Origin of the sequence: Microbacterium sp. WHRI 7836 (genome assembly GCF_040223885.2) — a bacterium.
Lineage (GTDB): Bacteria > Actinomycetota > Actinomycetes > Actinomycetales > Microbacteriaceae > Microbacterium > Microbacterium oxydans.
Window position 1 is genome coordinate 87,507 of sequence record NZ_CP168171.1, and the last position, 26,243, is coordinate 113,749.

Below are 26,243 nucleotides of genomic sequence, written 5' to 3' on the forward strand. Positions count from 1 at the left end.
GCACGGTGTGTCGTGGTGCGGCACGCCGAGGCACGCCGGACACGTCTCCGTTTTCGCCGGGCACGGCCCGGTGAGCTGCGACGAAGCTACCCCGACTGAGCGGAATCCTCGTGGCGTGCGGTGCGCAGCGGCGAGAACAGGACGATCATCGCCGCCACGAGGAAGACGACCACGCTGACCGCGATCGTCACGCGATAGCCGTACGCCGTCGCCAGACCGCCGGCGATCAGGGCCCCGACGAGGAAGGTGACGCGGTTCACGGTGCGAATCGATGCGTTCAGCCGTCCCTGCATCTGGTCGGGGGCGACCGCCTGGCGGTATCCCATCTCGTTCGGATCCTCCACCCCCATCCCGAGGCCGAACAGGAATTGCCCCACGCTCAGGGGGATGGCGACGACGAGGAGCGTCGTGTTCTCGGCGTGCGGGATGACGAGAACCGTCGTCCACGCGAGTGCCGAGAGCAGGCGCCCCGCGAGGACCGCGCCGCCGACTCCGAACCGGCGACCCGCCGTGGGGGCGAGGAGTGCCCCGATCAGGCCGCCGAGCCCACCCATCGCGAGCACGACGCCGAACAGCAGTGCGCCGACGCCGAGCTCTCGCAGCGCGTACGGCGCGAATGCCGTCAGCGCGATGCTGTTGCCCAGGAACCAGACGTTCACCGACACGGCCATGGGCGCAAGCGTTCGGTGGGAGTAGGTCCAGCGCAGGCCTTCCATGATGTCGTGCCCTAGGTGCCGGCCGTCGGTGCGGCGTGACGCTTTCACCTCCTCGACACGAATGCGGCTCAGGAGAACGGCGTTGACGACGTACGCGACGGCATCGATCAGGATGGCGAACGGTGCCCCCAGCCAGCCGACGAGTGCGCCGCCGAAGGCCTGCCCCGTCGTCTGGGCGACGGTGCCTGCTTGACCGAGTCTCGCGTTCGCCGCCAACAGCTGATCGCGGCCGACGAGGCGGGGCAGCATCGGCTGCGCAGCGGAATCGGCGATGAGCGTGAGCGCGCCGTAGAGCAGGAGCAGGGCGCCGAACGACCACACGGACAGAGTCCCCGTGAACCACAGCACCGGCACGAGACCCAGCGTGAGCGCGCGGCCGATGCTCGCGATGACCATGGCGGGCTTGCGCCGCCAGCGGTCCATCAGGGCGCCGACGATGAGCCCGAACAGCAGGTACGGCACGACGTTCGCGGCGTTGAGCAGACCGATCTCGAACGCAGAGGCCCCCAGTGTCGTGACGATCAGGACCTGGAAGGCGACGGCGGTCACGGAGCCGGTGAACGCGCCGAGCGTCGACGACGACCAGAAGAGGGCGAACGCCGGAACGCGCAGCACCTCGGTCGGTCTGTCGTGCATCTCCGCCTCGCTCCCGTTCCCGTCATCCTATGCATGGGCGGTGCGCGCGCCATGCGAAAACGGAGGAGCATCGCCCGCGACACGGTGTGTCATGGTGCGGCTCGCCGCGGTACGCGCGACACGTCTCCGTTTTCGCCGAGGCTGGGCCGGCGGAGGCGCGATGAAGTGGGAGAGTAGGCGCACGGAGGTCGGACATGGGCGCAGCAATCCTGTGGGGCGCGGTGGCAGCAGCACCGCTGTTCGTCGGTGCAGCGCTCGCACTGCTGCGTACGTGGCCGCCGAAGTGGCTCGGCATCGTGCTGGGCTTCGGCGCCGGCGCTCTCATGGCATCGATCGCCTTCGAGCTGTGGGAGGAAGGGCTCGACCTCGCCGGTCCCATCCCCCTCGTGGTGGGTGTCGCGGCGGGAGCGATCAGCTACTACATCGCCGACCGCATCCTCGATGCCCGAGCGGCGAAGACCAAGGAGCAGGCCGGCGGAGGACAGCTCGCGGTGGGCGCCCTGCTCGACGGCATCCCGGAGCAGCTCGTGCTCGGCATCGGACTCGCATCCGGTGAGCCGGTCAGCATCGCGCTCGTGGTCGCCATCCTGGTCTCGAACCTGCCGGAGTCGATCGGCTCGGCTGCCGACCTGCTCGAAGGCGGCATGGCGAAGTCGCGGGTGCTGCTGCTGTGGGCGGGCGTGGCCGTGGTCTGCGCGCTCGCGACCGTCGCGGGGTTCGGCCTCGCGAGCATCACGGGCGACGACTTCCGCTCGGCGGCGAGCGGTTTCGCAGCCGGGGCGCTGCTGGTGATGCTGGTCGACTCGATGGTCCCCGAGGCGCAGTCCAAGGCCAAGGAATCCACGGGACTCGCGACCGTGCTGGGCTTCGCGCTCGCCGCGGGGCTGGCGCTCGCTTCCTGATCACGCGTTCAGCAGGAGGACGTCACAGCGGTCGGCTCAGATCTTCCCCCGCGTGGATTCGCGGCGCACGCTGCGTCCGGCGATGCTCTCGATCTGGAGGGCGAGGGGGAGATCGCGATCCTCTCCCGCCCACGGATTGACGCGCGCGGCGACGCCGGCGACGTCGTCGTCCGCCACCCGAGACAGTGTGCCGTGCACCAGCACGCTCCATGCCGTGCTGCCGAGCGGGTCGTGGTAGTCCACCTCGAACGCGGCCGGCGTGGCGGCTTCTCGCGTGAGATCGGCGAGGACGCCCTCGGGCGATGTGCGCAGCACCAGATCGCGCCCTGACAGCGCGAAGTTCACCGGATAGATCTGCACCCGCTCCTCGTGGACGAAGCCGATCCTCCCGATCGTGGTCGTGGTCAGCAGCTCATAGGCCTGCTGTTCGTCGAGTACTCGAATCATGCGTGCACTCCTTCCCTGTGGCGCCAGGCTAGCCAGGGCGTCGATGCCCTTCAAGGGAGTCCTCACCCTCGGCGCAGGAGAACCCGCCACTCGGCGGACGCACGGCGCAGGATCGGCCTCGGCTGGCGGGTTACCCTCGGGTGCGGTGTGCACGAGGCTGGCGGGAAGCCGCTGCGATGGCGGCCGAGGACAAAGGAGTTCTGATGACTGACACGACCCTGGCGCGACCGCCGTTCGATCCCGAGCTCGAGGCCGCTCTCGCCCTCGTCGCCGACCAGCTGCCGCCGACCCTGACGGCAGAGATGATCCCGCTGCTGCGCCAGTCGCCGGTGAGCGGGGAGGACGAGATCTTCGCGGTGCTCGCCGACCGCGGCTTCACCCGACGGGACGTCTCGATCGCGGGTCATGGTGGCGATGAGATCGTCGTCTCCGTGATCGAGAAGGAGGGCAGGACCGGCACCGGCCCCGGGTTCTTCCACACGCACGGCGGCGGCATGATCATCGGCAACCGCTGGCTCGGCGTGGCCGGCTTCCTCGACTGGGCGGAGCGCTTCAACGGCGTGATCGTCACCGTCGAGTATCGGCTCGCCCCCGAGTTCCCGGATCCGTACCCGGTGGAGGACTGCTACGCGGGCCTGCTGTGGACCGCGGAGCACGCCGAGGAGCTCGGCATCGACCTCTCCCGGCTGCTGATCGGCGGCGGCAGTGCCGGGGGTGGGCTGGCCGCGGGCACCGCCCTGCTCGCCCGCGATCGGAAGGGCCCCGAACTGATCGGCCAGCTGCTCATCTACCCGATGCTCGACGACCGAGACGAGTCCGTGTCGACGCACCAGATCGACGGGATCGGCGTCTGGGACCGCGGCTCGAACGTGACGGGGTGGACCGCGCTCCTGGGCGACCGCGTCGGGACGGACGACGTCTCCGTGTACGCCGCCCCGGCGCGCGCGACCGACCTGAGCGGGCTGCCGCCCGCCTTCATCGACTGCGGCAGCGCGGAGGTGTTCCGCGACGAGGACGTCGCCTACGCCACGAAGCTCTGGGAGGCCGGGGTGCAGGCGGAACTGCACGTCTGGGCAGGGGGGTTCCACGGCTTCGACATGTTCGCTCCGCACACGGCAGTCGCGCAGGCCATGCTCGCCGCCCGCGACGACTGGGTGAACCGGCTGCTATCCTGAGCCCGCGTCGACCGGAAGAGGGAACTCCCACCCCATAGGGTGGAATCCCCGTGCGATGGAGCCCGACATGCAAGATCTGCTGGGGCGTCTCACCGCCCTCGACCCGGATGCGAGCGAGACGCTCAAGGTCGTCACCTACTTCGACGCCCTCGTCGCCCGCTCCGTGGGAGTCGAGAGCATGCTGCGAGGTGCGGCGGTGCTGAGCGGCGCGACCGTCGGACAGCGTGACGGCAGACAGATCATGCGCGTGCGGGCCGACGGGGTGCGCATCGATCCCGTCGAGCCGTCTCACTCCTGGCCGGTACGGGAGAGCGGACCGGATGCGGTCGCCTGGATCGAGCGCGAAGGCGATGCGCACACGAACGACGCGATGATCCTGGAACGGCTCAGTCTCGCCCTCGGGATCATCAGGGCGCGCCGATCGGTCGGCCCCGAGAGCGCGGTCGAACTCGCCATCAGCTCCTATGCCGGTGCGGAGGAGAGGGCAGCGGCACTGCCTCGACTCCGCATCGCTGCGGACTCCCTGCGGCTCGTCGCCTCTCCTCCCGACCCCGCTCCGCTGCCGGTGCATCCCTCGGCTGTCGTCGCCACCCGGCACGGCCTGACGCGAGCGACGATCCTCGACGCCGAGATGCAGCCCGTCGACGCCTGGCCGCACCGTGTCGACCTGCGGTTGGGGCTCGGCATCGTCGGCCCGGCGGAGGGTCTTCCCGCGTCGTGGGCGTCGGCGCTCGTGGCCGTGCGACTGACCAGCCCGGAGGAGCCGGTGGTCGATGCCGCCGACCTCGGTGGTCTGCTGCTCGTCGCCGAGGCTGCGGGGCGGGGGCCCCTCCACCCTGATGCGGCGGCACTCGCGGCACTCGATGAGCGCAGTCGGGAGCTTCTCGACGCCGTCAGCGAGGAACGGAGCGTGCGCGCCGCAGCCGCGCGGCTCGGGCGGCACCACTCCAGCGTGCAGGAACGCCTGAGCGTGCTCGTCGATGCGCTCGGGTATGACCCGCGCACGTCCCGCGGCCACGCCAGGTACGTGGTGGCGCGGATGCTCTTGACCCTCGGCTCCTGAACGGCCGTCGAGCGCTTCACTCGAAGCCGGGGTAGTCCTTCAGCTTCTCCTGGAACTCGGCACGATCCGCCTCGCTGAGCACCCCGCTCGCGATCGCCGTCAGCTGCAGCCCTTCCAGCGGCTCGCCGGTGCGCGCGTTCTGCGCCTCCCGTGCCGTGCGGAAGCCGCCGTCCGAATCGTTCGAGAGGTCATTGATCGTGGCGTAGAAGCGGAGAGGGTCGGGGAAGTTCTCGGTGTAGTACTCCCACGTGGTCTGCGTGCGCGGGTCGTCGCTGCCGTACAGCTTCGCGATCATCGCGGGGTCGATGCCCGACACCGCGGGATCATTGAACGAGTACAGGTCCCACAGCCCGTGGTCGACGACCACCTCACTGATCACGGCCATCACGGCGCGCTTTCGGTCGTAGCCCTGGACAGGCTCGTTGGTCGCCCAGGCGGCGGAGGTGAACTCGACCAGCATCGACTCCCCGCCGTAGCCGTTGCGCTCCGGGCGCAGGTCTTCATCGCCCACCTGCGTCCAGGTGAAGCCGAACTCGTCGGTGAGTCGCGCCCGGATGTCGGCGAACAGCGTCTCAGTCTGCGCACGCACCTCGTCGAGCGACTGCTGAGACAACGCCTTCTGCGGATCGGTGCCCTTGATCCCGGGATAGGCTTCCGCGTGCCTCTGGGCGGCCGTCTTCGTGCCCTCGTAGTTGCCCGAGGCCGAGGTCTGCAGTGCGCTCATGCCGCCGACCGTCGCGACGTTGAACAGGATCGCGATGACCAGGCCGATCGCCCCGAGCTTCCGTCCGCGCACGGAGAAAAGCGCCGCGATGATCACGCCGGCGACCACGAGCTGCAGTGCGAGCATCGTGACCCCGTAGAGGAGGTCGGTGCCGCCGGCGACGAAGGTGCCGAGCAGGATGAGCGCGAAGAGGATGGATGCGGTGAGGGCGATCCAGCCGAGGGCGTTCGCGGGCTGTTTCGACTCCTCCGCAGGCATGGAAACCGCCACGGGCGGGGCGGGCGTCGATCCCCAGGCCTCACGACGCGCCCCGCGATACCCCCCGGGCGGAGGAACGGGGGGAGCGCCCTCGGTGCCCGAGAGGTAGCGAGCGCGCTGCCTCTCGTGGTCGCTCACCACGGCTTCTCCGTCCCCGAGCCACCGGGGTCGTCGCCCTGCTGCTGGTCACGCTCCTGCGTGCCCTGCTCGAGCTTGTCCTGGAGGCCCTGCAGCTTGTCCTCGGAGGGCTGCTCCTTCTCGCCGGTCTGTGGCTGCGGTTGGGGCTGCTGCTCCTCCTGCTGCTTCTGCTTCAGCCGGTCCGCCGTGCCGTCGAGGGAGTCGGACATGTCGCGCTGCGGGTCGGGGGACTGCTGCTGTGCCTCGTCGCTGCGGCATTCCTCCGGGGTGTCGACGGTGATTCCGAGCGCCTCGCCGTAGAGCGCCGCTGCGCCCGTGCCGTCGCCGTCCGCACGGGCCGCATCGCCCATGCGTTCGATGATCAGCGCGAGGTTGATCCGCACCGCGCACACTTCGAGGCCGGTCGCGAGGTCGAGCGCCTCTTCGAGCTGGACACGGGCTTCGGGGAGTTGCTCGGCCGCACCGAGTGCCGTGCCGATGTTGAAGGGCGCCTTGTACGGCTCGAACCAGTTGAGGAAGTCCTGTCCACGCGCGGAGGCCTCAGCGCCGGCGAAGTCGTCGACGACGTAGGCGGTGATGGCCTGGTGCGCGAAGGCGTACATGCTCAGCAGCTTGCCCACGAAGAGAAGCGCGGCGAGTGTGAGCGGAATCGTCCCGATCGCCACCCAGCGGCGGACGCGGCGACGGTGGCGGTTGGACCGGAGAAGGGCGGCGGCGCGGTCGGCCGCCCGGGCGGTGGTGGTCGAGGGTCCGACCTCGGTCGTCGAGGGTGCCGACGGATCTGTCACGCCCAACCCCCTTACCGATCGACGACTGCTCAGCGCGAGGATTCTGGTCCCCGAAGCGGCAGGACGAAGCGCTGAACATCCTATCCGGGGATCCTCAGGATGCGATTCAGCCGACCTCGGGTGCCGAGGCCGGCTGAATCATGAGGAGGGACGATGCCCGTCCCCGAGCGCTACTCGGCCGCGGTGACGCGGAAGGAATCGAAGGACACGATTGCCGCGGCAGTCGAGCTACCGGAGCGGTTGCCGCTCAGGCCCACCCCACCCCCCGGCTGCAGAGGCGTGTTGTCCGTCGCTTTGAGCTGCCAGTCGGTCGGCTCTGTCGTTCCGGTCGCCCAGATCTTCGCCTTGATCGACGCCTGTGCTGTGCCCGTCACCGTGACCTTGAGCGTGTACGAGGTGTTCGCCGCGAAGGCGAGCCCGGACACGGCCTGGGTGGCGAGCACGGTGCCGTCGCGGTGCGCGACGAGCCAGATCGTTCCGTCGGGGCGGAGCCACGCGCGAACGAGGTACTTCCCGGCGGTCGAGTCCCGTGCGATGACGCCGATGTAGGCACCACCCGCGGCGGGAGCCTGGTCGAGGCGGAAGGTCGTCTCCAGAGCCGGGCTCGGAATCGACGGCGTGTTCAGCGTCGCGTGCCGGGTGTCGCCTGCGGCCAGATTCAGCTTCCCGAAACCGTCGGCGACTGTGGTCGTCGTCGTCGTTCCACCTGCGATCTTCCAGGCGCCGCCCACGATGGCATTACCCCAGCCGCGAGTGGAAGGCTGCTCGAACTCATCGCTCGCGAGCGCTGCGGGAGCCGTCACGATGGCTTCCCGGGTGGTGGTTGCCACGCCGCCCAGGTCGTCGGTCACGGTGAGGGTGACGGTGCGCGTGCCTGCCGTCGCGTAGGTGTGGTTCGCCGCCGCGCCCTCGCCGGTCGTGCCGTCGCCCCAGTTCCAGCTGTAGCTCTTGATCGTGCCGTCGGAGTCGGACGATGCCGAGGCGTCGGCTGTGATGGTCAGCGCCGACGCGGAGAGTGCGAACGATGCGGTGGGCGCCACGTTGGCTCCTTGGATGACAACCGGCTTCTTGATGGATCCCACGAGTCCCTGACTGTCGGTGACCGTCAGCTTGACCTCATAGGTTCCGGGCGCCGCATAAGTGTGCGCCGCAGTCTTGCCGGCCGCGGTCGAACCGTCACCGAAGTCCCATCGGTACTCCGCGATCGTCGTAGAGCCAGGGGGTACTGAGGAGCTCGCGTCGAAGGCCGCGTCGAGCCCGGTCGCCGTTGCCGTATAGGCGGCGACGGGGGCTGTGGAGCCGTTTCCGACGCTGTAGTGGGTCTTGATCTGTCCCGCGGTCAGGCCATACGGGTAGACCGCGAACTCATCGACGTTGCCGAGGAGGGGAGTCGTCTTCGGTGCGTTCGCCCAGCCGGTCAGGTTGCCGTTGCCGATCTTCCAGAAGCCGTTGTAGTCCTGCGCCTTGGTCACTCCGGGGAGGTGTCCGTCGAGCTTCCCGTCGATGAAGAGCTTCATTCCGTCGGGGCTCACCGACGCGACGACATGATGCCAGCGGTTGTCGTTGTATGCCGTCGCGGTCGTGAGAACCTTCGTGCCGTCGTTGTAGACCCCGAAGTTCAGGCGGCCGTCGTCTGACATGTAGACGGTTCGGTCGAAGTTCTTCGAGAGCACGGTGGCCGAGCTCTGGAAGTCGAACAACAACCCGCCGCTGGTCGTCGAGGTCTGGAACCACAGCTCGGCCGAGAACGACGAGGGCGCCGCGACCTTCGTGGTCGTGTCGACTCGCCCGGTCACTGTGCCGTCGAGGGCTGTCGCACCGGCTACGCCCTTCGGCACACCTGACGACTGAGGAGTTGCTCCTGAGCGGAGGATCGGACTGTTCGTTCCCGCCACATCCTGTGCGACGGTTCCCAATGGGTAGTACAACTCGGGGCCGTCAGCGAGCACGGCGTTGGAGTACGCCGGAGTGGACTCGGCCACCGTGGCAGTCGTCGTCTTGCTCGAAACCGTGTGGCCGTTGCTGTCCGTGGCCGTGAACGTGTATTGCTGCTGTGAACCTGCCGGCGCTGTCGTGTCTTCGAAGGTCACCGCTGGCAGGTTCCACCAGGTGGAGTCCATCTTCGTGGTGAACAACGGCGTGGTCGAGCCGGCGCGGCGCAGCTCGTATGTGAGCGTGAGGTCGTCACGGTCCCAGTTGGCGGGAATCGTGACCTTCACGCGGCCGGGGACGAGCGAAGTCGCGGTCGGCACCCACTTCTCGCCGGCGAGGCGGGGGCCGTCCTTCGGGCCCTCGGGAGGCGTGGTCGAGAAGCGGACGAGCCCTTCGAACTGTCCGTTGTTGACGGAGCGGAACTCGCCGCCGATGGAGATCATGTTGCCCGTGCCGGTGATCGACAACCCGGCCTGGCCGAGTCCGGTCGTGGTACCGACAGCCCAGTCGGGCGTCCACACGTAGGGAGAGGGCGAGGGCGTTCCGGCCCAGTCCTTGTACTGAGGCGTCGCCGGCTGAGTTCCGAGCGTCCCGCGCGCATCGGCGGTGAAGGCCTCGGAGTAGCGGTGTGTGCGCGGCGACTGCTCCGGGTGCAGGCCCATGGTGCTGCAGGCGTGAGTGTGGCTGGTGGTGTAGATGACCTTGCCGGTGGAGTAGACGCCGTAGTGGTCACCGAGGCAGTCCGCGATCCAGCGGACCTTGCCCGTCCCGGCTTCAGCAGCGAACGTGCCTTCGAGGTTGGCGACATCGGCGTTCGCGTACGCCCAGCCTGTGCCGTAGACCCCGGTGGCATCGGTCGCGAGGCCGAAGATTCCGGACTTTCCCGCGGAAGGGCCCGTGCCCACACCGTTCTTGACCGTGTCGGGAAGCTCCCATGCGGTGTCGACTGCGCCGGTGACCTTGTCGACGGCACCGATGCCGCGCAGCCCCGTGTCGCCGTTGATCTGCGAGAAGCGTCCGCCGATGATCGTGTCGATCCCGGCCGGGTCCATCACGAGGGCGTCGACCTGCTGATCGGTCTGAGGTGCCCAGGGGAGGAGTGCTCCGTTGGCGGTGTTGAACGCGCTGAGGTTCTTCCGCGCGGTGCCGTTGGCCTGCGAGAACAGACCGCCGGCGTAGACGCTCGTGCCCGAAGTCGCCAGCGCGTAGACGCCTGATCCGCCGATGGAGGGGATGAAGCCGGGCACGAGCTCGCCGGTCTTCGCGTCGATGGCTGCGATGTTCCACCGGTCTTTGCCGTTGACCTTGTTGAACGAGCCGCCGATGTAGATGCGGCTGCCGTCGGGGGAGGCGGCGACGGCCTTGATCACCCCGTTGACCGTGGGGGCGAACGGAAGGAGCGCGCCGGTGTTGATGTCGTACGCGAGCACGTTCGACCGTGCTGTGAGCGCGGTGCCGGGCTTCGCCTTCGGCTCGCGGGCGTTGTCGAACTTGCCGACGGCGTACACGGTCGAGCCGATGGTCGTCTGCGCCCAGACGTACCCGTTGTCGATCTGCACCGTCGGAATCGGATCCGACGTGACGACGTTGTCATCACGCTGCAGCAGCGGTGGCAACGTCGGCGGTGCGTCGGCAGCCACGGCGGCTCCACCACCGAACGACACGAGCCCGCTGACGACCAAGGCTCCGACGACCGTCGCGATGACGGTCTTTCGGGCGCGCTTCAGAACACGCTTGTTCCCCATGTTTTGCTTCCCCAGTGATCTGATGCCGACGTGAGAGTCGACATGACATCGCAGCGTGAAACGACCGCGGGAGCTTCCCCAAGCTCATGTGACTCCGCGGTCGGATCGCATCTGCGAACCCCCGTCGCGTCCGAGATAGTCCGCGACGTGTAAAACAATAGCATCCGATATCCGGAGGTTGCTGAGTGTCAGCTTCCAGATGGAAGGGCTGCTCGCTATCGCGCTGCTGCGTCGGACCGAGGAGCACGGAGATGCCGCAGTCGCGCGATCAGCAGGGTCGCCCGCCCGAGCTCCACGCCCAGGATGGCCAGGGCGACGAGCGCGGCGATCCAGTACAGCTCGATGACGTTGCCGACCTCGCCCGAATCGGCGTAGTCGGTGGTGGTGGACGGGGCAGCGGGAAGCACGGGCGCGGTGTCCGCCGTCCGATGCGAGTACTCCACACCGAGGTCGTCGGCGATCGTCTCGAGGGTCGACTCGTCGATCACCGAGAGCGCATCGGCGCCCTGGTACTGGATGTAGTCGCCTCCCTGATCCGAGACGCCGCCCGTGGTGATGCGCATCGGCCCGCCCTCGGCTGTGCCGTAGCCGAACACGGCTCCCGAATCGGTGTACTTCTCGCTTGCGCTGAACGACTCCGGCGGCGTGTCGACCGTCTGCTCTCCGTCGCCGAAGTAGAACACCATGCGCGAGCGGTCGGGAGACGACTCGGCCGCCGACGCGAGCGTCTCGGAAAGCAGCGGAGCGGCGATGCCGATCGAGCTTCCGCGTGACTGGCTGGTGACCTCGGGGCGCAGCACCTGCAGCGAACCCAAGAGCGCGGTGGTGTCCGTGGTCAGGGGAACCCGCAGCTGGGCGGCGGCATCCGAGGTGATGAGCGCGAAGCGTGCCCCCGGGTACTCCTCAACGAGCGCGCGCACGTCCTCGCGGATGCCGTCGAGCCGCGGTTCCCCGTCGCCCCAGTCCTCGGCCACGATGCTCGCCGTGGTGTCGACCACCAACACGATGTCGGTGTCGGTCGCGAGGGTCTGCGTGGCTCCGCCGGGAATGCCGGGACGAAGCAGGAGCGCGACGCAGGCGAGCACCAGTAGCAGCCGCATGGCCCACAGCGCACGATGCCCGGCGAGTGCGCGCCCGTCCGTGATCGGCACGCCGCCCGACTTCGGCGCACGGACAAGCACCCAGACGGCGACGGCGAGGACCGGTGCGCACAGCAGCGCGATCAGCAGTGGGTTGAGCACGGGTTGGAAGATCACAGTCGCACCCTCCACAGCACCACGACGAACCCGAGCACGCTGAGGCAGAGCACCACGATCCACAGGTTCGGGGTGTCGGTCCAGACCACCTGCGCCTCTCCGCGCAGCTCGGTCGCCTCCTGCTCCTGCACCTGGTCCACGATGTCGGAGACGGTGGTCGTGTCGCGCAGCCCGAACGCGGCGCCCCCCGTCGCCTCTGCTGCCGCGCTGAGCTCGGCGCTCACATCGGCGTCCTTGCCCTGGACGGGGTTCAGTGCGAAGACGCGCACGTCCTTCGAGGCGGCGTAGGCGGCGGCTTCCTCCAGCGTCACGATCGAGGCGCCGTTGACCTCGTTGTCGGTGGCGAAGATCACCGAGCGCGAACGCTCATCGTCCGGGTGGTCGAAGCCCATCGCGCAGGCCGCGAGGCCGTCGCCGATCAGGGAGGCGCCGTTGCCGTTGAGCGTGCCGATCCAGTGCTCCGGAACCTGGTCGACGAAGTCGAAGCTCTCGGTCATGCTGGCCAGGTGCTCGCGGACGAAGTCGTAGTCGTCGGTGAGGGGGAAGATCTGCACGGGCGAGCTGTTGAAGATCGTCAGGCCGATGCGCTCCCCCTCGAAGCTGTCCAACAGCTCGTCGAAGACGTTCAGCACCTCGACGTCGACCTCGGTCATGGAGCCGGAGACGTCGAGGCACAGCATGATGTCGCGGCTCGTGTTGACGGGCTGCACGGTCTGCGCCGACATCGGCCGCGCGGCAACCACCCCCGACACGATCGCGGCTGCCGCGCCGAGCGCGAGGACGCCGGACAGCGCGAGTGCCCTTCGCGTCAGGGCACGGCGGAACGAGGGCAGTGTGCGCAGGCGTTCGGCGCGGGCGACGCGGGCGGTGTCTCCGGCCCCGGCACGCCCCTCCCGTCGGAGTCCGAGGACGAGCCCGATCGCGAGCGCCACCAGCACGACGGCGACCGCGCCCACCAGCATCCAGATGTTCGCTAGTGCCATGTGCGCACCACCGTCCTCGCCGCTTCGGCGCCGGCCACGGGGTCGATCACCGGGCCGGGTCGGAAGATGCTCGGATAGTAGTGCCTGCCCAGCGCGTCGATGAGAGCCGGGTGGACGCCGCGCGCCACCAGGTCGTCGAGTGCGAGCACCGGCGCCTCCAGGCCGCTGTACTCGTTCACGAAGGCGCGCACGACCCTGCTCAACTCGACGTTCGCCTGCCGCGCCGACAGGCGCCGTTCCCGGTAGTCCGTCTCGATCTGCTGGATCCGGGCCAGGTACTCGGTGCGCAGCTGCGACAGCACGTCGATGATGAGCGGAGCCTGCCCGGCATTCGGGTCCGCGGTGGCGAGGGTGCGACGGGGTCGCGTGAGCGCGATCGACAGCCACGCACCGAGCACCAGCAGCGCGAGGATGCCGATCGCGAGCAGGAGCCACCCCCAGCCGTACTGGGCCGGCGGGTAGAGGTCGTCAGAGCCGGGCATTCGACCTCCGGTTCAGCAACGTCAGCAGCTGGGCGACGGCATGGTCCTGCCCGTCCAGCGTGGAGTGGCTGATCTCCATGCGGGTGAGCAGGTCGTCGAGGTACGCGGCTTCGGCGTCGCGCTGGGCGGTCAGCTCCTGCACGATCTCGCGGTCGCCCTGCACGAAACCCGGCACCTGCCATCGGCTGTCGACGTCCCTGCGGATGCGCCCCGTGGCGTGATCGAGCACGGGCTCGGCATCGCGCAGCGTGAGCCACAGCACGTCGTGCTGCACCCGGAGTCGGCGCAGCATCCGTTCGGTCTCGCTCGTGAGGGGAGCCTCGTCGGTGATCACCACCACGATCATGCGGCGGGCGATCGTGCGTGTGACGAAGGAGAGCAGGGCATCGCGGTCGCTCGGGGCGCTGCTCTCGTCCACGGCCCTGTCGATCGTGCGCAGCGCGTGTTCGAGGGCGCCCTCGCTGCGTCCCGGTGCGAGGCGGCGCACCTTCGCGGAGTCGCCGTAGACAGTGGTGAAGTCGTCGCCGTGACGCAGCGTCAGCACGCCGAGCACACCCGTCGCGAGGATCGCGAGCTGCTTCTTCGACTGCTCGTCCGCCGCGAGGGCCGACATCGAGCGCCCGGTGTCGACCACGAACAGCACGGTGTGCATGCGGGTGGCGCGCGAGCGCTTCACGAGGGGCGTCCCCAGCCGGGCGGTCGCACGCCAGTCGATGTCGCGCACCTGATCGCCGTACTCGTACTTGCGCAGGTCTTCGAAGTCGAGGCTCCGTCCGCGCAGCAACGACGCGTAGGCGCCGTCGAGCGCGTGCAGCGACTTGCGCGTCGAATGGATGAAGAGCTTGCTCTTCACCTGCGTGATCAGGCTGGGCATGTGGCGATGAGTCCCGAGGCGCCGGGTCAGGGGGTCGGGACCGAGGCGAAGATCTGGTCGATGATCTCCTCGCTGCGGATGCCCTCGGCGTCGGCCTCGAACGTCAGCAGCACGCGGTGCCGGAGGATCAGGTGCCGCAGTTCGCGGATGTCTTCGGGCAGCACGTGCGCGCGTCCCTTGAGCAGCGCCAGCGCGCGCGAGGCCTGCAGGAAGGCGATGCTCGCGCGCGGACTCGCGCCGTACTTGATGAAGCGGGCGCGCTCCTCGCCGATGTACGGCGCGGGATTGCGGGTGACGTAGGCGATCGACACGATGTAGTTGCGGATCGCGGGGTCGACGTAGATGCGGCTCGCGACATCCTGCAGCAGGTGCACATCGTCGAGGCTGACGGCGCTGGTCACGTGCCGGTCGGGGTCGAGCACGCCGGAGTCGATGCGGCTGAGCACCTCGAGCTCCTCGGTGGGGCTCGGGTACTCGACGATCTCCTTGAGCAGGAAGCGGTCCATCTGCGCCTCGGGCAGCTCATACGTGCCCTCCTGCTCGATCGGGTTCTGCGTCGCGATCACCAGGAACGGCTTGGGCAGGTGGTGGATCTCTCCGCCGATCGTGGTCTGATGCTCCTGCATCGCCTCGAGCATGGCGCTCTGCGTCTTGGCGCTGGAGCGGTTGATCTCGTCGAGCAGCACGAAGTTCGCATGCACGGGGCCGAGCACCGTGCGGAACGAGCCGGTCGCCGCATCGTAGATCTGGTTGCCCGTGATGTCGCTCGGCAGCAGGTCGGGGGTGCACTGGATGCGCTTGAACTGCGCCTTCACGGTGTCGGCGAGGGTGCTCGCCGCGGTGGTCTTGGCGAGTCCCGGCACGCTCTCGAGCAGGATGTGTCCGCCCGCGATGAGGGCGACGAGCAGGCTGGTGCGAAGACGGTCCTGGCCGACCATCTTCGCGGAGTACGAGGTCGAGATGACTCGCAGCACCTCGGAGGCCCTGGCCATCTCGGCGTCCGTTGGCGCGGCGTTGGTGGGTGCGGTGTTGGTGGGCGCGGCGGGAGCTGTCGGCGGGTGCGTCTGCGCGGGGCCGGGCGGAGGCGGCGGTGCGGAGATCGTCCGCAGGTCCGGCGTGGAGGACTCGGTCATCGGTAGGCTCCCTCGTTCGGGGACCCGCGTCGCGGCCGTCCCCCGCGGACCAGCGTAATCGCAACGACGGAGCGGCCGGCTGTGCGCGGTCTGACGATCACGCTCCGCTCACCTGCATGAACCGATCGCGGATGCAGGAGGTTTCGTCGTGCAGACCCCCTGCATCCGTCGAAGGGTCATGCATGCGGCACACGTCCTCACTGGCCGAACATCGTCGCGACGGCCGCGACCCCTCCGAATGCGAGGACGACGACGAGCGTGATGACCCAGAGGCTCATGGCGATCGCGTTGAGGGCGACTCCCCAGCCGGCCCTGGTGCGTGCCTGCGGCTCGTGACGCAGCGAGAGGATGCCGAAGATGAGTCCGATGACCGGCGCGAAGAAGGTCCAGCCGGCGAAGAGAGAGCAGATCCCGAGAACGAGACTGACCGTCCCTTTCGCGGTCGAGGTCGCAGGGGCGGACAGGGCTGAAAGGGAGACGGTGGTTGACATGTCTTCCACGCTAGGACGGGGCCGCAGCACAGGGCATCGGCCCTGAGTGCCGGCGTCGTACATCCAGCGGATGATCTCGTCTACTCCCGTGCTCGACCATCGTGTCGGGTCCGCGCATCCTCGAGAAGTCGCTTCCGGAAGTCCGCGAGCATCTCGGCCGGCGTCGCCGACGCGACCACCGTGGCGCCGAGCTCGCCGGTCGCTCGCCGCTCAGCGAGCAGATCGTCGAAGCGTGCGTCGAGGAGTGCCTTCAGCTGATCGCCGTTGGACCAGCGTCCATCGTGTCCTCCCGCACCATCTCGGAGGGCCCGTTCTCCCGTGTCCAGAACCAGATACAGAAACGCCGCGGAACGAGGAATTCTCGTGAGCTGGTGACGGTATTCGGACTGCCATCGGCCGAACTCCTCCGGTGACAGAAGATCGACGTCGAACATGATCTCCGTGTACATCTTCACGCGCATCGGCGAGGCATCGGTCACGACGTAATCGAACGGGCCGCTGAGTCGTTCGACGCAGACGAGAGTGTCGACGGTCTTGCGCAGTGCTTCCATTTGGTTTGCGAAGGCGTAACGCCCGGGGTCGGTGAGGAAGCTCTCCCAGGTTTCCCACTCGTGGCACGCGATGCCGACCACCGAATACTCGCCGTGCCCGGAGGCGAGAGGGCCCAGCTCGGCGCAGCGATCGAGGATGACCGACTTACCCGCTCCACTCGAGCCGAGGATGCTGACCGAAGGCAACTCAGCTGCTTTCGTGAAGCAGGGCAAGCGCCTCATCCCGTATGCGAACGGCGTTGAGGCTCGCCTCGAGCACGCGGTGAGCCTCGGCGGTGGCTTTGCGGTCTCCGGCCGAGAGCCCGAGAAGCACGTTCCAGGCTTCGAACATGCCACTGGGTGCGGGAGAGCGCAATGGCACCGAGTCGCCGTCGACATCGAGGAAGTCGTTGTAGACGCTCCTGCCCAGCTGAGCTGCCGTTTCGAAGTCATGGACATGCTCGATGACGACCTCGCCGCGTTCGCCGCGGAAGACGTATCTGTCTCGCGACCAGGCGTCGGTGATGACACTTCGAATCGTGCCGTTCCATTCGCCGGACACGAGGTGCATGTCGACGATCTGTCCGATCTCGATGTCACGAATGACCCGGGCAGATCGCACATGTGCGTCGAGCACCGGCTGGCCCAGCCTGTGCAGCGCCGCCAGGGGGTGGACGATATGCTCCTTGAAGAGATCCATGTCGGACCGGAAGCGGACCCGATCTCCCCTTCTCAGATAATCGACGATATCGGCCGAGGTGCTTTCCGGGAGCCATGCGGCGTGCGTGTGACCGATGGCCGCGACGAACCTCTCCTGGAAATAGAAGTTGTCGCCGACCACCATTCGATCCCGGGCGCCCTCCAATGCGGTGATGCGCAGGGCATCGGCGTAGGACGCGCCCAGAGGCTTCTCCAGGTAGACCAGCTTGCCGGCTCGGAGCGCCACTTCCGCCGATGACAGGAGATCCGACGCGGGGGTCGCGATCAGCACGGCATCGATGTCGGGGTGGCCTGCGAGCGCGGAGAGGGACCCCACGCGGGTCATGTCTCCACGGTAGGTCTCCATCGCACGATAGAAGCGCGCGCTGTCCCGCGTCGCGATGTGGGTGACGGAGATCTCCGGGATAGCGCGTAGCTCATCGAGGTGCCTCTCCAACACGACCTGACCGAGACCATAGATTCCCAGACGCACGATCTATCCCCACTTCTTCGGATTAGACAACAATTGAGATCGACTTCCGTATGAAATCCGCGACCGTCCTCGACGGGCTCCACCGGAAATCGTCCATGACGTTCATCGGGTCCCCCACCGACACTCGCAACGCTGCCGGAGTGCTGGGCGCCGTCACGGTGGGGATGGCGGCATCTCGCCGGGCGAGGGTGACGACATCATTGACGCTCAACACGTCGGGTCCAGCGACGTTGTAGATCCGCAGCTCCTCAGCGGTGCGCGTCGCGTCAGCCGTGACCACGGAGACGAGCAGATCCATGAGGTCGTCGACATGCAGGAACGTTCTCGTCTGCTCGCCGTCCCCGGACAGCGCGAGCGACTCGCCGGTCGCGGCCGCGTGGACGACGGACGGCAACAGCCGATTGTGCTGTTGCCCGGGCCCATAGATGTTGTAGAGCCGCATGATGGTCGCCGCGTAGGCGCCCCCGGAGGCGATGTGGTGGGCACGAAGCACCAGCTCCTGAGCCGCCTTGCTCGCGGCGTAGGGGCTCTTCGGCACCAGCGGTGCCTTCGTCGATGGTCTCGTGGCGTCTCCGTACACCTCGCACGACGAGAAATGCAGAAGCTTCCCGCGGAAGCCGCCCGTGCTCAGAGCGTCCAGGAGGTTCTGGGTGGCGAGGACATTGTTCGTCAGGTACCGACGAGGCTCGGTGAAACTCGACGGAACGAAAGAGAGAGCGGCGAAGTTGAGCACCCAGTCGTAGTCCGCGCTGTCTCTCAGGGCATCGATGGTTGCTCGGTCGTCGGTCAGGTCGACGCGGATGTCGGTGTTCTGACCTTCCTCGCGATCGAGCACAGTGATCACGGACTCGGGGAAATCTCGGCGCAGACGTTTCGCGCTATGGCTCCCGAGGAAACCGGCCCCGCCGGCCACGAGCACGCGAGGAGCTGCGCCGTCGTTCATCCGGCCACCCCGGTCTCGACGCGGTGAACCTGCATGCCGACCTTGGCAGCGATCGCGCAGACGTCCGCGCTGTCGTCGTAAACGCGGAGTGTGTCGGAGGGGCGATTCAGGATCGCTCCCAGCCGTCGCCAGAAGTCCTCGGTCTCCTTGGCCAAGCCGAGGTCGAGGCGACTGAAGATGGACGCGGCAGAGAGCGAGGGCAGCCACGCATCCAGATACTCGCGGACGTTGGCAGAGAGGTTGTTCGTGGCGATCACGATGTCCTTCGTGGGGAAACGCGCGATCAAGGAGAGGGCTTCCGGTCGCGGGGGCGTCTGCATGATGAGGGCCTGGATGCGTGCGTAGGTCTGTTGCCTCGGCGCGCCCTCTCGATGCGAGCGTTCCGTCTCTCGTCGCCGAATCGGCTCGGAATCGACGATGACCCCGTCGAAATCGATGACGAGGGTGCTGCGGGAGTCAATGACCACTCGCACCGGAACCGTCTGCGTTCTGCGCGAGGCGGATCCACTCGGCGATCGCGTTCGAGCAAGCGATACCGTGATCGTCCGAGGTGTTCATGAACGTGCGCGATGTATCGATCCCCTCCGACTTCTTCCTGATGAGGTGTCGTATGCGTGAGACGAAGTCGACGAACTCATCGGGGTCGACGGAATTGCGTCCGTCCCTGCCGATGACGATGTCACGCCGCTCCTCCGGGAGTTGCTCGTAACGTGCGCGCACAGTCGAGTCGTCGAGTTCGAGGACGGCGGTGTAGACGGTGAGATCCGGCCACGTGCGCCAGTAGGCCAGATCGTCGATCCAGCCGGCGATCCGGTGGATGCGGCTCTGCTCATAGCCGAGATTCTCCGCTTCGATCACGAAACGGCACGACGTCTTCAACCACCACGAGTCCAGAACCGCGACCCCACCTGCGCGCACGTGGGGGAGGACCTGACTCTCGAGGATGGCCGCGTCTTGAGTGATGGCGGCAAGGGCGAGCACCTCCAACGCCGGTACATCGTCCAGTGATTCACCGAAGAAGGTGCCGACGCTTCGGGTCAGGCGGTCGAGCGACGTGTCCGCGTTTGCCGTGACGCGCGAGAAGACCGTCCCGCCGAGCTCCGAGGCCAGCGAGCCGGCGACGGTCGATTTCCCTGTGCCGTCCGTGCCTTCGAGTTCGACGATGTATCCGCTCACGCTTTTATCCCTCTTGTTGTTCGGCGTTCAGATGAACGATTTCCCGAGCGCCGTCTAGATGCGCTCGATCACTCCGGCAGCCTCAAGCTGCGGTCTGATGAGATCGACGTCCGCAGGAGGAAGAGACGCTTCGTCGCCGGTGATCAGCGCCTGCCAGACCTTCGCGGCGACGACGGAGAGCAGCACATGGTTCTTACCCTCCTCATTCAGGAGAACTCCGTCCGCGATCTGAATCGGCATGTGATTCGAGCGGAAGCTCGGAGTCGTGGTCGATCGGTCGACCGGGAATCGGTTGGACAGGATCTGGCTGGCGATGAGGAAGTCCTGCAGGAACGTCTGGAGTTCCATGAACCGCGGATCCGATTCACGAATCCACTCGTACTGACCGAATCTTCGCGCGCGCGCCAACTGCTCCGAGGGCATACCCTGCCGAACTGCCTGGGTGAAGGCGTACTTGTCGACGAAGTACACATCGCCGGTCGCTGCCACCCACGACTTCACGGCGAAGTTGGTGGCCCGAGAGGCGGAGAATCCAAGACCGTCCCGGTTCCCGGCCTCCGCGAAACCTTCGGCATCCTCCAGCGTTGCGGCGGCCTCGAGAGCGAATCGTGCAGACAGCACCTGCTCGTACTCTCCCTCTCGGGGGAGGTTCGCGCTCACCCACGACGAGTAGAAGCCTTCGCCGATCACAGGGACAGCGGAGACCACGCGACTGAGGAAGTCGAAATCGGGTGATCTCATCTCCCCCAGCGCGTGCACTCGCGATTGCCCGACGCGGAGAGCATCGACAATACGCGCAACGGTTCGGCCAAACTCTCCGATCGTCCAGGTCTCGATATCGACGCGCTTGTCCCCGATGGTGAATTGATTCGCATACAATTCACCCCCAGCGGCTCCGCCGGGGTTGTCGAGGGTGACGAGGAAGACGTCGATGTCGCTCTTGCTGTTGGCGAGACCCGTAGGGACGCTGCCGACGAGGAGCGCGAATGCAGGATTCACACCTTCGCGAATCGAGTACTCGGTGACGGCTTCGTTCGCGGCCGACAGTGCCTGCGTCAGTGCCGTGGAGCTGGGGGCGGTTACCACCGGAGGGACGAGCTTGACGATTGCTTACGGAATGATCTTCCGGTCGGCGAGCGTGGTGACGTGCTGGCCGTTCGTCACCGTCGGACCGACGGAGGACGTGCCGGACGTCTGCCCTGCCCGGTTGGCCGCGCTGGGGACATCAGAGGAATTGACCACGGCCTGCACCGTGATCGGAACAGCCGAGAGTGCGAGCGCGCCGGCAGCGACAGCGGTGGTTCCGAGGGTTTTCGAGATCGTCTTCATGATGCGTACCTTTCAAACTCTTATAGCAACAGCTGGTCAACGCCTGCGACGCTACCACAGCGGATGTCGATCGCAATGGGGTCGAAAGTAGAGGATGCTCTTGCGAAAGGTCACCCGATTACAGTCTCTTCTGAAATGCAAGCGCGATCACGTCTGCATCATTGGGATTCAGGTGATCTCCGGCAGAGCTTGTCTCGGTGAGCAGGGACTGGTCGCTGACAGGTGTTCTTGGCGGCAGCGATGCGATAAAGAAATGCTGCTTCGAGACGTACATTCGTCCATCGGACTCGTCGAAGAACCAATCGAGATGCACGAGCAGCTTTCTCAGCTCGCCCGCGATCGTGACGCCCGTTTCCTCGAAAGTCTCACGCAGGGCCGCATCCCGGATCGACTCCCTTGCGTCCCGTCCGCCTCCGGGGATCTCCAGCCCTGCACCGTCGTCTCGTGGTGCGAGCAGCACATGCGACCCGTCGGCGGTGAACGCGATCACGTAGGCGGATTCGCGCAGCTGCGCCGCCTTCAATGGTGCGAATCTGGCGGTTCCCGTAGGCGATCGGAAGCGAACGTGACTGCTCCGGAAGAGGAGCCGGAGCAGATGCATCCGCAACATGCGGCTAGGGGGTCTCCGTCGACATGCTCTCGAACGCCTCCAGAATCGTTCGCGAGTGCTGGGAGGTGAACCCCCAGTGGAAGGGGAGGTTGAGGAGGCGGCGTCGCCAGTCGTCCGCCCGGGGGAACGTCGCGATCGGTCCCTCGACCGCAGCGCGTATCGCGGGGTCATCATGGGCCGCGTACAACCACATCGCGCGTGCCTGGATGCCCCGAGAGCGCAGGGTGCGCAGCACGTGATCCCGCTGGCTCTCGTTCTCCATGAGAAGCGACACCGGACCGAAGTCGGCATCGGTCGACCGGAGGACGGTCGTCGCAGGGAACGACTCGTCGAGCACCGCACCGAGTGCGGAGATGAAGTCCTTTCGCAAGGACACCAAGTCGGGAAGATGGCGTTGCGCCCGTGCGAGCGAAGCGGCACCCAGAACGGCGTTGAGCTCGCTGATGTTGGCGTTGAGCGACTGGGAGCTTCCCACCTTGTACGTGGTGGACTCGATGAGACCGTTTCTCTGCACGATCCGCCGTAGGGCATCCGCTTCCTGGCGGTCGTCGACGAAGATCGCCCCGCCCTCGCCGGCCGCGATCGGTTTGCTCGCGTGCAGGCTGATGACAGACATGTCTCCGAGAGTCCCTGCACGACGATCGCGGTCCTGGACGAGCAGACTTGCTGCCGAATCCTCGATCAGCAGACGCTTCTTCGTTCGCAGATCTCCGAGCGACGAGCTGAACAGGATGTCCATGTAGTGCATGCCCACGGTGATGGGGGCGTTCAGGCTCAGGGCGGCTGCGGCGTCGATCGTCGGCGTATCGGCCGAGGAATCCAGAAGATGGAGCGTCGAGCCGGACAGGGCCGCCGCCCGCGCAGCAGCGTGATAGCCGAAGTCGGGCACCGCCACTCTCCTGCCTCCGCGATCGGCCGCGTGGAACAGGCTGGCCATCAGCGCAGAGGTGCCGGAGGAGGTCAGCACGCAGTACCGTCCGACGGCATCCCCTAGGCGGTCTTCGAGGATGCGGGTGTACATCCCCCTGGTCCACTGGTCACCCTCGACCACGCTCTGCAGGTCTCCCTTGACATCGTCGAACCGGAGCCTCGGTGCGGCCCACGGCACGCCGGCTTCCTGTGCAAGGGAGTCTTCGATCATCGGTTGTTCACATTCCTCTCGATACCGGCGCTGATGAGGTACTCATCCGCATTCCAATTGATCTCGGCAGAGCCGTCGGCGGGGGTGGAGATTGCCTGCAGCTCGGCGTCGATGACGCGTTCCGGGGCGAGCACGCTGATGCCGTAGTAGCTGGTGAGATTCTGCGAGGCGTCCTGCTGAGCGTTCAGGAAGGAGGCAAGTCTGTCCGAGTGGGAGGAACTCCACATCTCGCGCACCGAGGATGTGTAATGGTTCCCGAGCACCTGACTCTTGCCGATGATGCGGTTCGACGTCGTCGTACCGCTCAGACGGAAGACGATCTGAGTTCCGGGATACATGTCCTGGACGATGTGGATCGGGGCGGGCTCGCCGTCCCACTGCCCGACTCGCGTCGAACCCAGGTTGAGCCTGACGCTGGTCGACTTCTCGGGGAGATCATCCTGATAGGCGCGGAAACCCGATTCCAACCACTGCAGATCCTGAAGGTCGAGGGCGGCACTGTCCAACGACTGTGCTCTCCCCAGCTGGCACATCGGGCTGAGATCGATCGACGACGCGCCGAGCGCTTTCATGTCCGTCACGAAGCTCCGCCACTCACGGAAGTTGTCTTTCGTCAGGACGGAGATGATGTTCACCGTGATGCCGGACTCGATCGCCGCCCGCATTCCTCGGACGGCGCGGGTCCATGATCCTTGGCCCCGGTGCTTGTCGTTCGCCGCCTCTGCGCCGTCGAGGGAGAGCGAGATGCGCCTGACCCCTGAGCCGACGATGTGGTTCAACATCTTCGGCATCAGGAGCGTGCCGTTGGTGATGATCTGAAACGTCAGGCGCGGATAATCGGCCACGATGTCGAGGTATTCGTGGAAATCCTTCATCGTCGTCACTTCGCCGCCGGTGAGCGTGACTTCGAAAGTGCCCATCTCGCTGAGCTCATCAAGAATGGAGCGGAAGTGCGCCTGAGGCAGCGTCGGGCCGACGCCGTCTTTCGGAATGAACCCCGCGTTGACGTGGCAATAGTCGCACTTCAGATTGCATGTTTCGTTGAGGTCGATCACTGCGCGTAGCGGGCCGCGTGTGTATAAAGACGCCTCAATCGGATTCACGCGACCGAATCTAGCACTTCATCCACACGGAGCAACCCGCCGATCTGAAGCGTTCGATATGCGAGATCCAGATGGTCCAGATCGACAGGAGGTCCTCTTGCCTCGACGGGAGAGGACTAGTCGGACCGGTGATCGAAGTCGCTTCCGGGGCCGATCACCGGCCCTGCTAACGTCGAAGAGCAGCCGCTTTCCGGGTCGGTCGAGCTTTCCGCTCCCACCGGGACAGACCTGTTCCTCGCTCGGATGCGGCCGCTCATCGATATATGACGCAAGTGTGAGGACGATACGTGACGAATAGAGAACGAGTAGCGATCATCGGCGCCGGCCCCTCGGGCATGGCACAGCTGCGGGCCTTCGAATCCGCAGCCCGCGCGGGGGCGGAGATCCCTGAGCTGGTCTGCTTCGAGAAGCAGGCCGACTGGGGCGGACAGTGGAACTACACCTGGCGCACAGGACTCGATGAGTTCGGGGAACCCGTGCATTCGAGCATGTACCGGAACCTGTGGTCGAACGGCCCGAAGGAGGCGTTGGAGTTCGCCGACTACAGCTTCGACGAGCACTTCGGCCGTCCCATCTCCTCGTACCCGCCGCGCCCCGTGCTGTGGGACTACATCGCCGGACGCTTGGAGAAGAGCGATGTGCGGAAGCTGATCCGCTTCCAGACCGTGGTGCGCTGGATCGAGTTCGACGAGGAGCGCGAGGTCTTCACCCTCACCAGTGAGGATCTGCCGAGCGGCCGGTCGCACGTCGAGGAGTTCGATCGCGTCATCGTCGCCACCGGGCACTTCTCCTTCCCGAATGTGCCGGACTTCCCCGGGATCGAGACCTTCCCCGGCTACATCAGCCACGCCCACGACTTCCGAGGCGCAGAGGCCTTCGCAGATCGCGACGTGCTCGTGATCGGGTCGAGCTACTCGGCGGAGGACATCGGCAGCCAGGCGTTCAAGATGGGTGCCCGTTCGGTCACGGCGAGCTTCCGTTCGGCACCGATGGGCTATGACTGGCCCGAAGGCATCGAGGAGCGTCCGGTCGTCGAGCGCTTCGAGGGCAGCACGGCATTCTTCGCCGACGGGACCTCGAAGCATGTCGACGCGGTCATCCTGTGTACCGGATATCTGCACAAGTACCCGTTCCTGCCCGATGACCTGGCCCTGTCGTCGCCCAACAACGTCTACCCCGAAGGGCTGTACCGGGGTGTCGTGTGGCAGGGGAATCCGCGTCTGACCTACCTGGGCGCGCAGGACCAGTGGTTCACGTTCAACATGTTCGACGTGCAGGCCTGGTACGTGCGCGACCTCATCCTCGGCCGTCTCGAACTGCCCGACGAGCAGGAGCGCGCGGCCTCCATCGCCGAGTGGCGCGCCCGTTTCGACCGCATCGACTCGGCCGCGGCGGAGATCCGCTTCCAGGCCGACTACATCCGTGATCTCCTCCAGCTCACCGACTACCCGGAGTTCGACATCGACCGGGTCGTGGAGATCTTCCTCGCGTGGAAGCACGACAAGAAGGAAGACATCATGGGCTATCGCGACCGCACTTACGAGTCGGTCATGACGGGCACGATCGCCGTCGTGCACCACACGCCGTGGCTCGAAGAGCTCGACGATTCGCTCGAGCGCTATCTCGACGTCGATCCGGACGCCACCCAGACGACACGGATCATCGCGGGTCAGCCGCGTGATGATGACCGCGAGGCGCTCGCCGCAGTCTGAGCCTCTCGGTCTATGCCCCTTCCCTCCGTCTGTGGAGGGGAGGGGCATCGTCACGCGGTGTCGCGCGTGCCCCGAAACCGGCCGACCCAGACCACGAAGGCGGCGGTGGCGATGATGATCGCCGCGATCAGCAGCACCCAGAGCGCCACGCCCCCGTAGCCGCCGTTGAGGTGCGGATCGAGGAACGGATACGGATACCACCAGTGCTTTCCTGTCGCGGGAGCGATCACGAGGTTCGCCCGGATCAGCGTGTAGGCGACCCACACGATCGGGAAGATCGCGGCGATCCCGACCGCACTCCAGCCGAGCGCCCGACGGCGAGGCGCGAAGAGCAGGTCGACGAGCATGATGACCGGGATGACCACGTGCAGCACCTCGTTCGACCAGAGGACGGTCGAGCCCTGGGGCAGCTCGATCCCGCGCAGCAGCGTGTTGTAGACGACGCCGGTGACGATCATGTAGGTGCTGGCGCACACCAGGAGCACCGCCAGCCACCGCGGTTCGGCCGACGTGGTCTTCCGGTTCGCGAGAGTCCAGATGCCGCCGATGGCGAGGACCACGGCCGCCAGCACGTTGGAGAGGATCGTGAAGAAGCTGAAGAAGTTCGCCACGACCGTGGGCAGATGCGAGCCCCACGCGGTCTCCGAGCTGAGGGCGATCTCGAGAGTGCGCACCAGCTGGGCGACGATCGCCGCCACGGCCAGAACCGATGCTGCCAGTCGTACGTAGGGCCACCAGGTCGTCATTTCGCCTCCGAGCGAAAC

At 66.7% G+C, this 26,243-nt stretch carries 26 protein-coding genes; 4 read left to right on the forward strand and 22 right to left on the reverse strand.

Translation table 11 applies throughout. The annotated features are described in order from the left end of the window. Positions 1-86: 86 nt before the first annotated feature. Positions 87-1,352 carry an MFS transporter gene (locus tag ABRP18_RS00435; RefSeq protein ID WP_349885230.1) on the reverse strand — a complete coding sequence of 422 codons (1,266 nt, stop codon included), beginning with the start codon at positions 1,350-1,352 and terminating at the stop codon, positions 87-89. 194 nt (positions 1,353-1,546) lie between these two features. Between ABRP18_RS00435 and ABRP18_RS00440 the strand changes: the two genes are divergently transcribed. After that, the gene (locus ABRP18_RS00440) at positions 1,547-2,254 is read left to right on the forward strand and encodes a hypothetical protein (protein ID WP_349885231.1); all 708 of its coding nucleotides are present in this window, start codon (positions 1,547-1,549) and stop codon (positions 2,252-2,254) included. A 36-nt stretch (positions 2,255-2,290) separates the two neighbouring features. Here ABRP18_RS00440 and ABRP18_RS00445 read toward each other — a convergent pair whose 3' ends face one another. Next, on the reverse strand, positions 2,291-2,701 hold the full coding sequence (locus ABRP18_RS00445) for a pyridoxamine 5'-phosphate oxidase family protein (protein ID WP_046748050.1): 411 nt from the start codon (positions 2,699-2,701) through the stop codon (positions 2,291-2,293). A gap of 203 nt (positions 2,702-2,904) precedes the next feature. Here ABRP18_RS00445 and ABRP18_RS00450 point away from each other — a divergent pair, with 203 nt between their 5' ends. Then, the gene (locus tag ABRP18_RS00450) at positions 2,905-3,876 is read left to right on the forward strand and encodes an alpha/beta hydrolase (RefSeq protein ID WP_046748190.1); all 972 of its coding nucleotides are present in this window, start codon (positions 2,905-2,907) and stop codon (positions 3,874-3,876) included. Between the two features lie 67 nt (positions 3,877-3,943). Then, the gene (locus ABRP18_RS00455; RefSeq protein ID WP_227751223.1) at positions 3,944-4,939 is read left to right on the forward strand and encodes a hypothetical protein; all 996 of its coding nucleotides are present in this window, start codon (positions 3,944-3,946) and stop codon (positions 4,937-4,939) included. Between the two features lie 16 nt (positions 4,940-4,955). Here the strand turns inward: ABRP18_RS00455 and ABRP18_RS00460 are convergent, their stop codons facing one another. The 19 genes from ABRP18_RS00460 to ABRP18_RS00550 all read right to left on the reverse strand — a co-directional run bounded on the left by ABRP18_RS00460 (position 4,956) and on the right by ABRP18_RS00550 (position 23,767). After that, positions 4,956-5,921: a hypothetical protein gene (locus tag ABRP18_RS00460; RefSeq protein ID WP_231728859.1), complete on the reverse strand. Its 966-nt coding sequence runs from the start codon at positions 5,919-5,921 to the stop codon at positions 4,956-4,958. A 134-nt stretch (positions 5,922-6,055) separates the two neighbouring features. Continuing rightward, positions 6,056-6,847, reverse strand: coding sequence for a hypothetical protein (locus ABRP18_RS00465; RefSeq protein ID WP_193762135.1), 792 nt, complete (start codon positions 6,845-6,847; stop codon positions 6,056-6,058). Between the two features lie 170 nt (positions 6,848-7,017). Beyond that, positions 7,018-10,524: a PKD domain-containing protein gene (locus ABRP18_RS00470; RefSeq protein WP_193762136.1), complete on the reverse strand. Its 3,507-nt coding sequence runs from the start codon at positions 10,522-10,524 to the stop codon at positions 7,018-7,020. 215 nt (positions 10,525-10,739) lie between these two features. After that, positions 10,740-11,780, reverse strand: a complete 1,041-nt coding sequence (locus ABRP18_RS00475; protein WP_113680348.1) for a VWA domain-containing protein — start codon at positions 11,778-11,780, stop codon at positions 10,740-10,742. Continuing rightward, positions 11,777-12,763 (reverse strand): VWA domain-containing protein, encoded by a 987-nt coding sequence (locus tag ABRP18_RS00480; protein ID WP_257022341.1) that lies wholly within the window; start codon positions 12,761-12,763, stop codon positions 11,777-11,779. The genes ABRP18_RS00475 and ABRP18_RS00480 overlap by 4 nt, the downstream gene beginning before the upstream one ends. Then, positions 12,754-13,245, reverse strand: a complete 492-nt coding sequence (locus tag ABRP18_RS00485) for a hypothetical protein (protein WP_349885232.1) — start codon at positions 13,243-13,245, stop codon at positions 12,754-12,756. Before ABRP18_RS00485 ends, ABRP18_RS00480 begins: the two co-directional genes overlap by 10 nt. Beyond that, a complete protein-coding gene (locus ABRP18_RS00490) occupies positions 13,232-14,119 on the reverse strand; it encodes a DUF58 domain-containing protein (protein ID WP_349885233.1) in 888 nt (295 codons plus the stop codon). Before ABRP18_RS00490 ends, ABRP18_RS00485 begins: the two co-directional genes overlap by 14 nt. A gap of 26 nt (positions 14,120-14,145) precedes the next feature. Beyond that, on the reverse strand, positions 14,146-15,111 hold the full coding sequence (locus ABRP18_RS00495; RefSeq protein WP_046748192.1) for a MoxR family ATPase: 966 nt from the start codon (positions 15,109-15,111) through the stop codon (positions 14,146-14,148). A 338-nt stretch (positions 15,112-15,449) separates the two neighbouring features. Continuing rightward, the gene (locus tag ABRP18_RS00500) at positions 15,450-15,743 is read right to left on the reverse strand and encodes a hypothetical protein (RefSeq protein ID WP_349885234.1); all 294 of its coding nucleotides are present in this window, start codon (positions 15,741-15,743) and stop codon (positions 15,450-15,452) included. An 80-nt stretch (positions 15,744-15,823) separates the two neighbouring features. Beyond that, complete coding sequence (locus tag ABRP18_RS00505) at positions 15,824-16,480, reverse strand: deoxynucleoside kinase (protein ID WP_061018800.1); 657 nt, start codon at positions 16,478-16,480, stop codon at positions 15,824-15,826. Between the two features lies 1 nt (position 16,481). After that, positions 16,482-17,465 carry a Gfo/Idh/MocA family protein gene (locus ABRP18_RS00510; protein ID WP_058630882.1) on the reverse strand — a complete coding sequence of 328 codons (984 nt, stop codon included), beginning with the start codon at positions 17,463-17,465 and terminating at the stop codon, positions 16,482-16,484. Positions 17,466-17,487: 22 nt separating this feature from the next. Next, positions 17,488-18,408 (reverse strand): NAD(P)-dependent oxidoreductase, encoded by a 921-nt coding sequence (locus ABRP18_RS00515; protein WP_113680351.1) that lies wholly within the window; start codon positions 18,406-18,408, stop codon positions 17,488-17,490. Beyond that, a complete protein-coding gene (locus ABRP18_RS00520) occupies positions 18,405-18,881 on the reverse strand; it encodes a hypothetical protein (RefSeq protein WP_058630880.1) in 477 nt (158 codons plus the stop codon). Before ABRP18_RS00520 ends, ABRP18_RS00515 begins: the two co-directional genes overlap by 4 nt. Beyond that, positions 18,865-19,584 carry a hypothetical protein gene (locus ABRP18_RS00525; RefSeq protein ID WP_058630879.1) on the reverse strand — a complete coding sequence of 240 codons (720 nt, stop codon included), beginning with the start codon at positions 19,582-19,584 and terminating at the stop codon, positions 18,865-18,867. Before ABRP18_RS00525 ends, ABRP18_RS00520 begins: the two co-directional genes overlap by 17 nt. Positions 19,585-19,638: 54 nt before the next feature. Continuing rightward, complete coding sequence (locus ABRP18_RS00530; RefSeq protein ID WP_058630878.1) at positions 19,639-20,670, reverse strand: hypothetical protein; 1,032 nt, start codon at positions 20,668-20,670, stop codon at positions 19,639-19,641. A gap of 24 nt (positions 20,671-20,694) precedes the next feature. Further along, positions 20,695-20,913 (reverse strand): hypothetical protein, encoded by a 219-nt coding sequence (locus tag ABRP18_RS00535; RefSeq protein WP_058630877.1) that lies wholly within the window; start codon positions 20,911-20,913, stop codon positions 20,695-20,697. A 118-nt stretch (positions 20,914-21,031) separates the two neighbouring features. Next, positions 21,032-21,436 carry an NUDIX hydrolase gene (locus ABRP18_RS00540; RefSeq protein WP_058630876.1) on the reverse strand — a complete coding sequence of 135 codons (405 nt, stop codon included), beginning with the start codon at positions 21,434-21,436 and terminating at the stop codon, positions 21,032-21,034. A 91-nt stretch (positions 21,437-21,527) separates the two neighbouring features. Further along, a complete protein-coding gene (locus ABRP18_RS00545; RefSeq protein ID WP_058630875.1) occupies positions 21,528-22,664 on the reverse strand; it encodes a DegT/DnrJ/EryC1/StrS family aminotransferase in 1,137 nt (378 codons plus the stop codon). Continuing rightward, positions 22,661-23,767, reverse strand: a complete 1,107-nt coding sequence (locus ABRP18_RS00550) for a radical SAM protein (protein WP_349885235.1) — start codon at positions 23,765-23,767, stop codon at positions 22,661-22,663. Before ABRP18_RS00550 ends, ABRP18_RS00545 begins: the two co-directional genes overlap by 4 nt. A gap of 287 nt (positions 23,768-24,054) precedes the next feature. Here ABRP18_RS00550 and ABRP18_RS00555 point away from each other — a divergent pair, with 287 nt between their 5' ends. Then, positions 24,055-25,479, forward strand: a complete 1,425-nt coding sequence (locus ABRP18_RS00555) for an NAD(P)/FAD-dependent oxidoreductase (RefSeq protein ID WP_349885236.1) — start codon at positions 24,055-24,057, stop codon at positions 25,477-25,479. Positions 25,480-25,529: 50 nt separating this feature from the next. Here ABRP18_RS00555 and ABRP18_RS00560 read toward each other — a convergent pair whose 3' ends face one another. Further along, positions 25,530-26,225 (reverse strand): Pr6Pr family membrane protein, encoded by a 696-nt coding sequence (locus tag ABRP18_RS00560; protein WP_349885237.1) that lies wholly within the window; start codon positions 26,223-26,225, stop codon positions 25,530-25,532. Between the last annotated feature and the right edge of the window lie 18 nt (positions 26,226-26,243).

Coding starts and splice junctions, on each gene's coding strand:
- ABRP18_RS00435 (WP_349885230.1), bottom strand. CDS start 1,352: ATGCACGACAGACCGACCGAGGTGCTGCGCGTTCCGGCGTTCGCCCTC.
- ABRP18_RS00440 (WP_349885231.1), top strand. CDS start 1,547: ATGGGCGCAGCAATCCTGTGGGGCGCGGTGGCAGCAGCACCGCTGTTC.
- ABRP18_RS00445 (WP_046748050.1), bottom strand. CDS start 2,701: ATGATTCGAGTACTCGACGAACAGCAGGCCTATGAGCTGCTGACCACG.
- ABRP18_RS00450 (WP_046748190.1), top strand. CDS start 2,905: ATGACTGACACGACCCTGGCGCGACCGCCGTTCGATCCCGAGCTCGAG.
- ABRP18_RS00455 (WP_227751223.1), top strand. CDS start 3,944: ATGCAAGATCTGCTGGGGCGTCTCACCGCCCTCGACCCGGATGCGAGC.
- ABRP18_RS00460 (WP_231728859.1), bottom strand. CDS start 5,921: ATGCCTGCGGAGGAGTCGAAACAGCCCGCGAACGCCCTCGGCTGGATC.
- ABRP18_RS00470 (WP_193762136.1), bottom strand. CDS start 10,524: ATGGGGAACAAGCGTGTTCTGAAGCGCGCCCGAAAGACCGTCATCGCG.
- ABRP18_RS00480 (WP_257022341.1), bottom strand. CDS start 12,763: ATGGCACTAGCGAACATCTGGATGCTGGTGGGCGCGGTCGCCGTCGTG.
- ABRP18_RS00485 (WP_349885232.1), bottom strand. CDS start 13,245: ATGCCCGGCTCTGACGACCTCTACCCGCCGGCCCAGTACGGCTGGGGG.
- ABRP18_RS00490 (WP_349885233.1), bottom strand. CDS start 14,119: ATGCCCAGCCTGATCACGCAGGTGAAGAGCAAGCTCTTCATCCATTCG.
- ABRP18_RS00495 (WP_046748192.1), bottom strand. CDS start 15,111: ATGGCCAGGGCCTCCGAGGTGCTGCGAGTCATCTCGACCTCGTACTCC.
- ABRP18_RS00500 (WP_349885234.1), bottom strand. CDS start 15,743: ATGTCAACCACCGTCTCCCTTTCAGCCCTGTCCGCCCCTGCGACCTCG.
- ABRP18_RS00515 (WP_113680351.1), bottom strand. CDS start 18,408: ATGAACGACGGCGCAGCTCCTCGCGTGCTCGTGGCCGGCGGGGCCGGT.
- ABRP18_RS00535 (WP_058630877.1), bottom strand. CDS start 20,913: ATGAAGACGATCTCGAAAACCCTCGGAACCACCGCTGTCGCTGCCGGC.
- ABRP18_RS00545 (WP_058630875.1), bottom strand. CDS start 22,664: ATGATCGAAGACTCCCTTGCACAGGAAGCCGGCGTGCCGTGGGCCGCA.
- ABRP18_RS00560 (WP_349885237.1), bottom strand. CDS start 26,225: ATGACGACCTGGTGGCCCTACGTACGACTGGCAGCATCGGTTCTGGCC.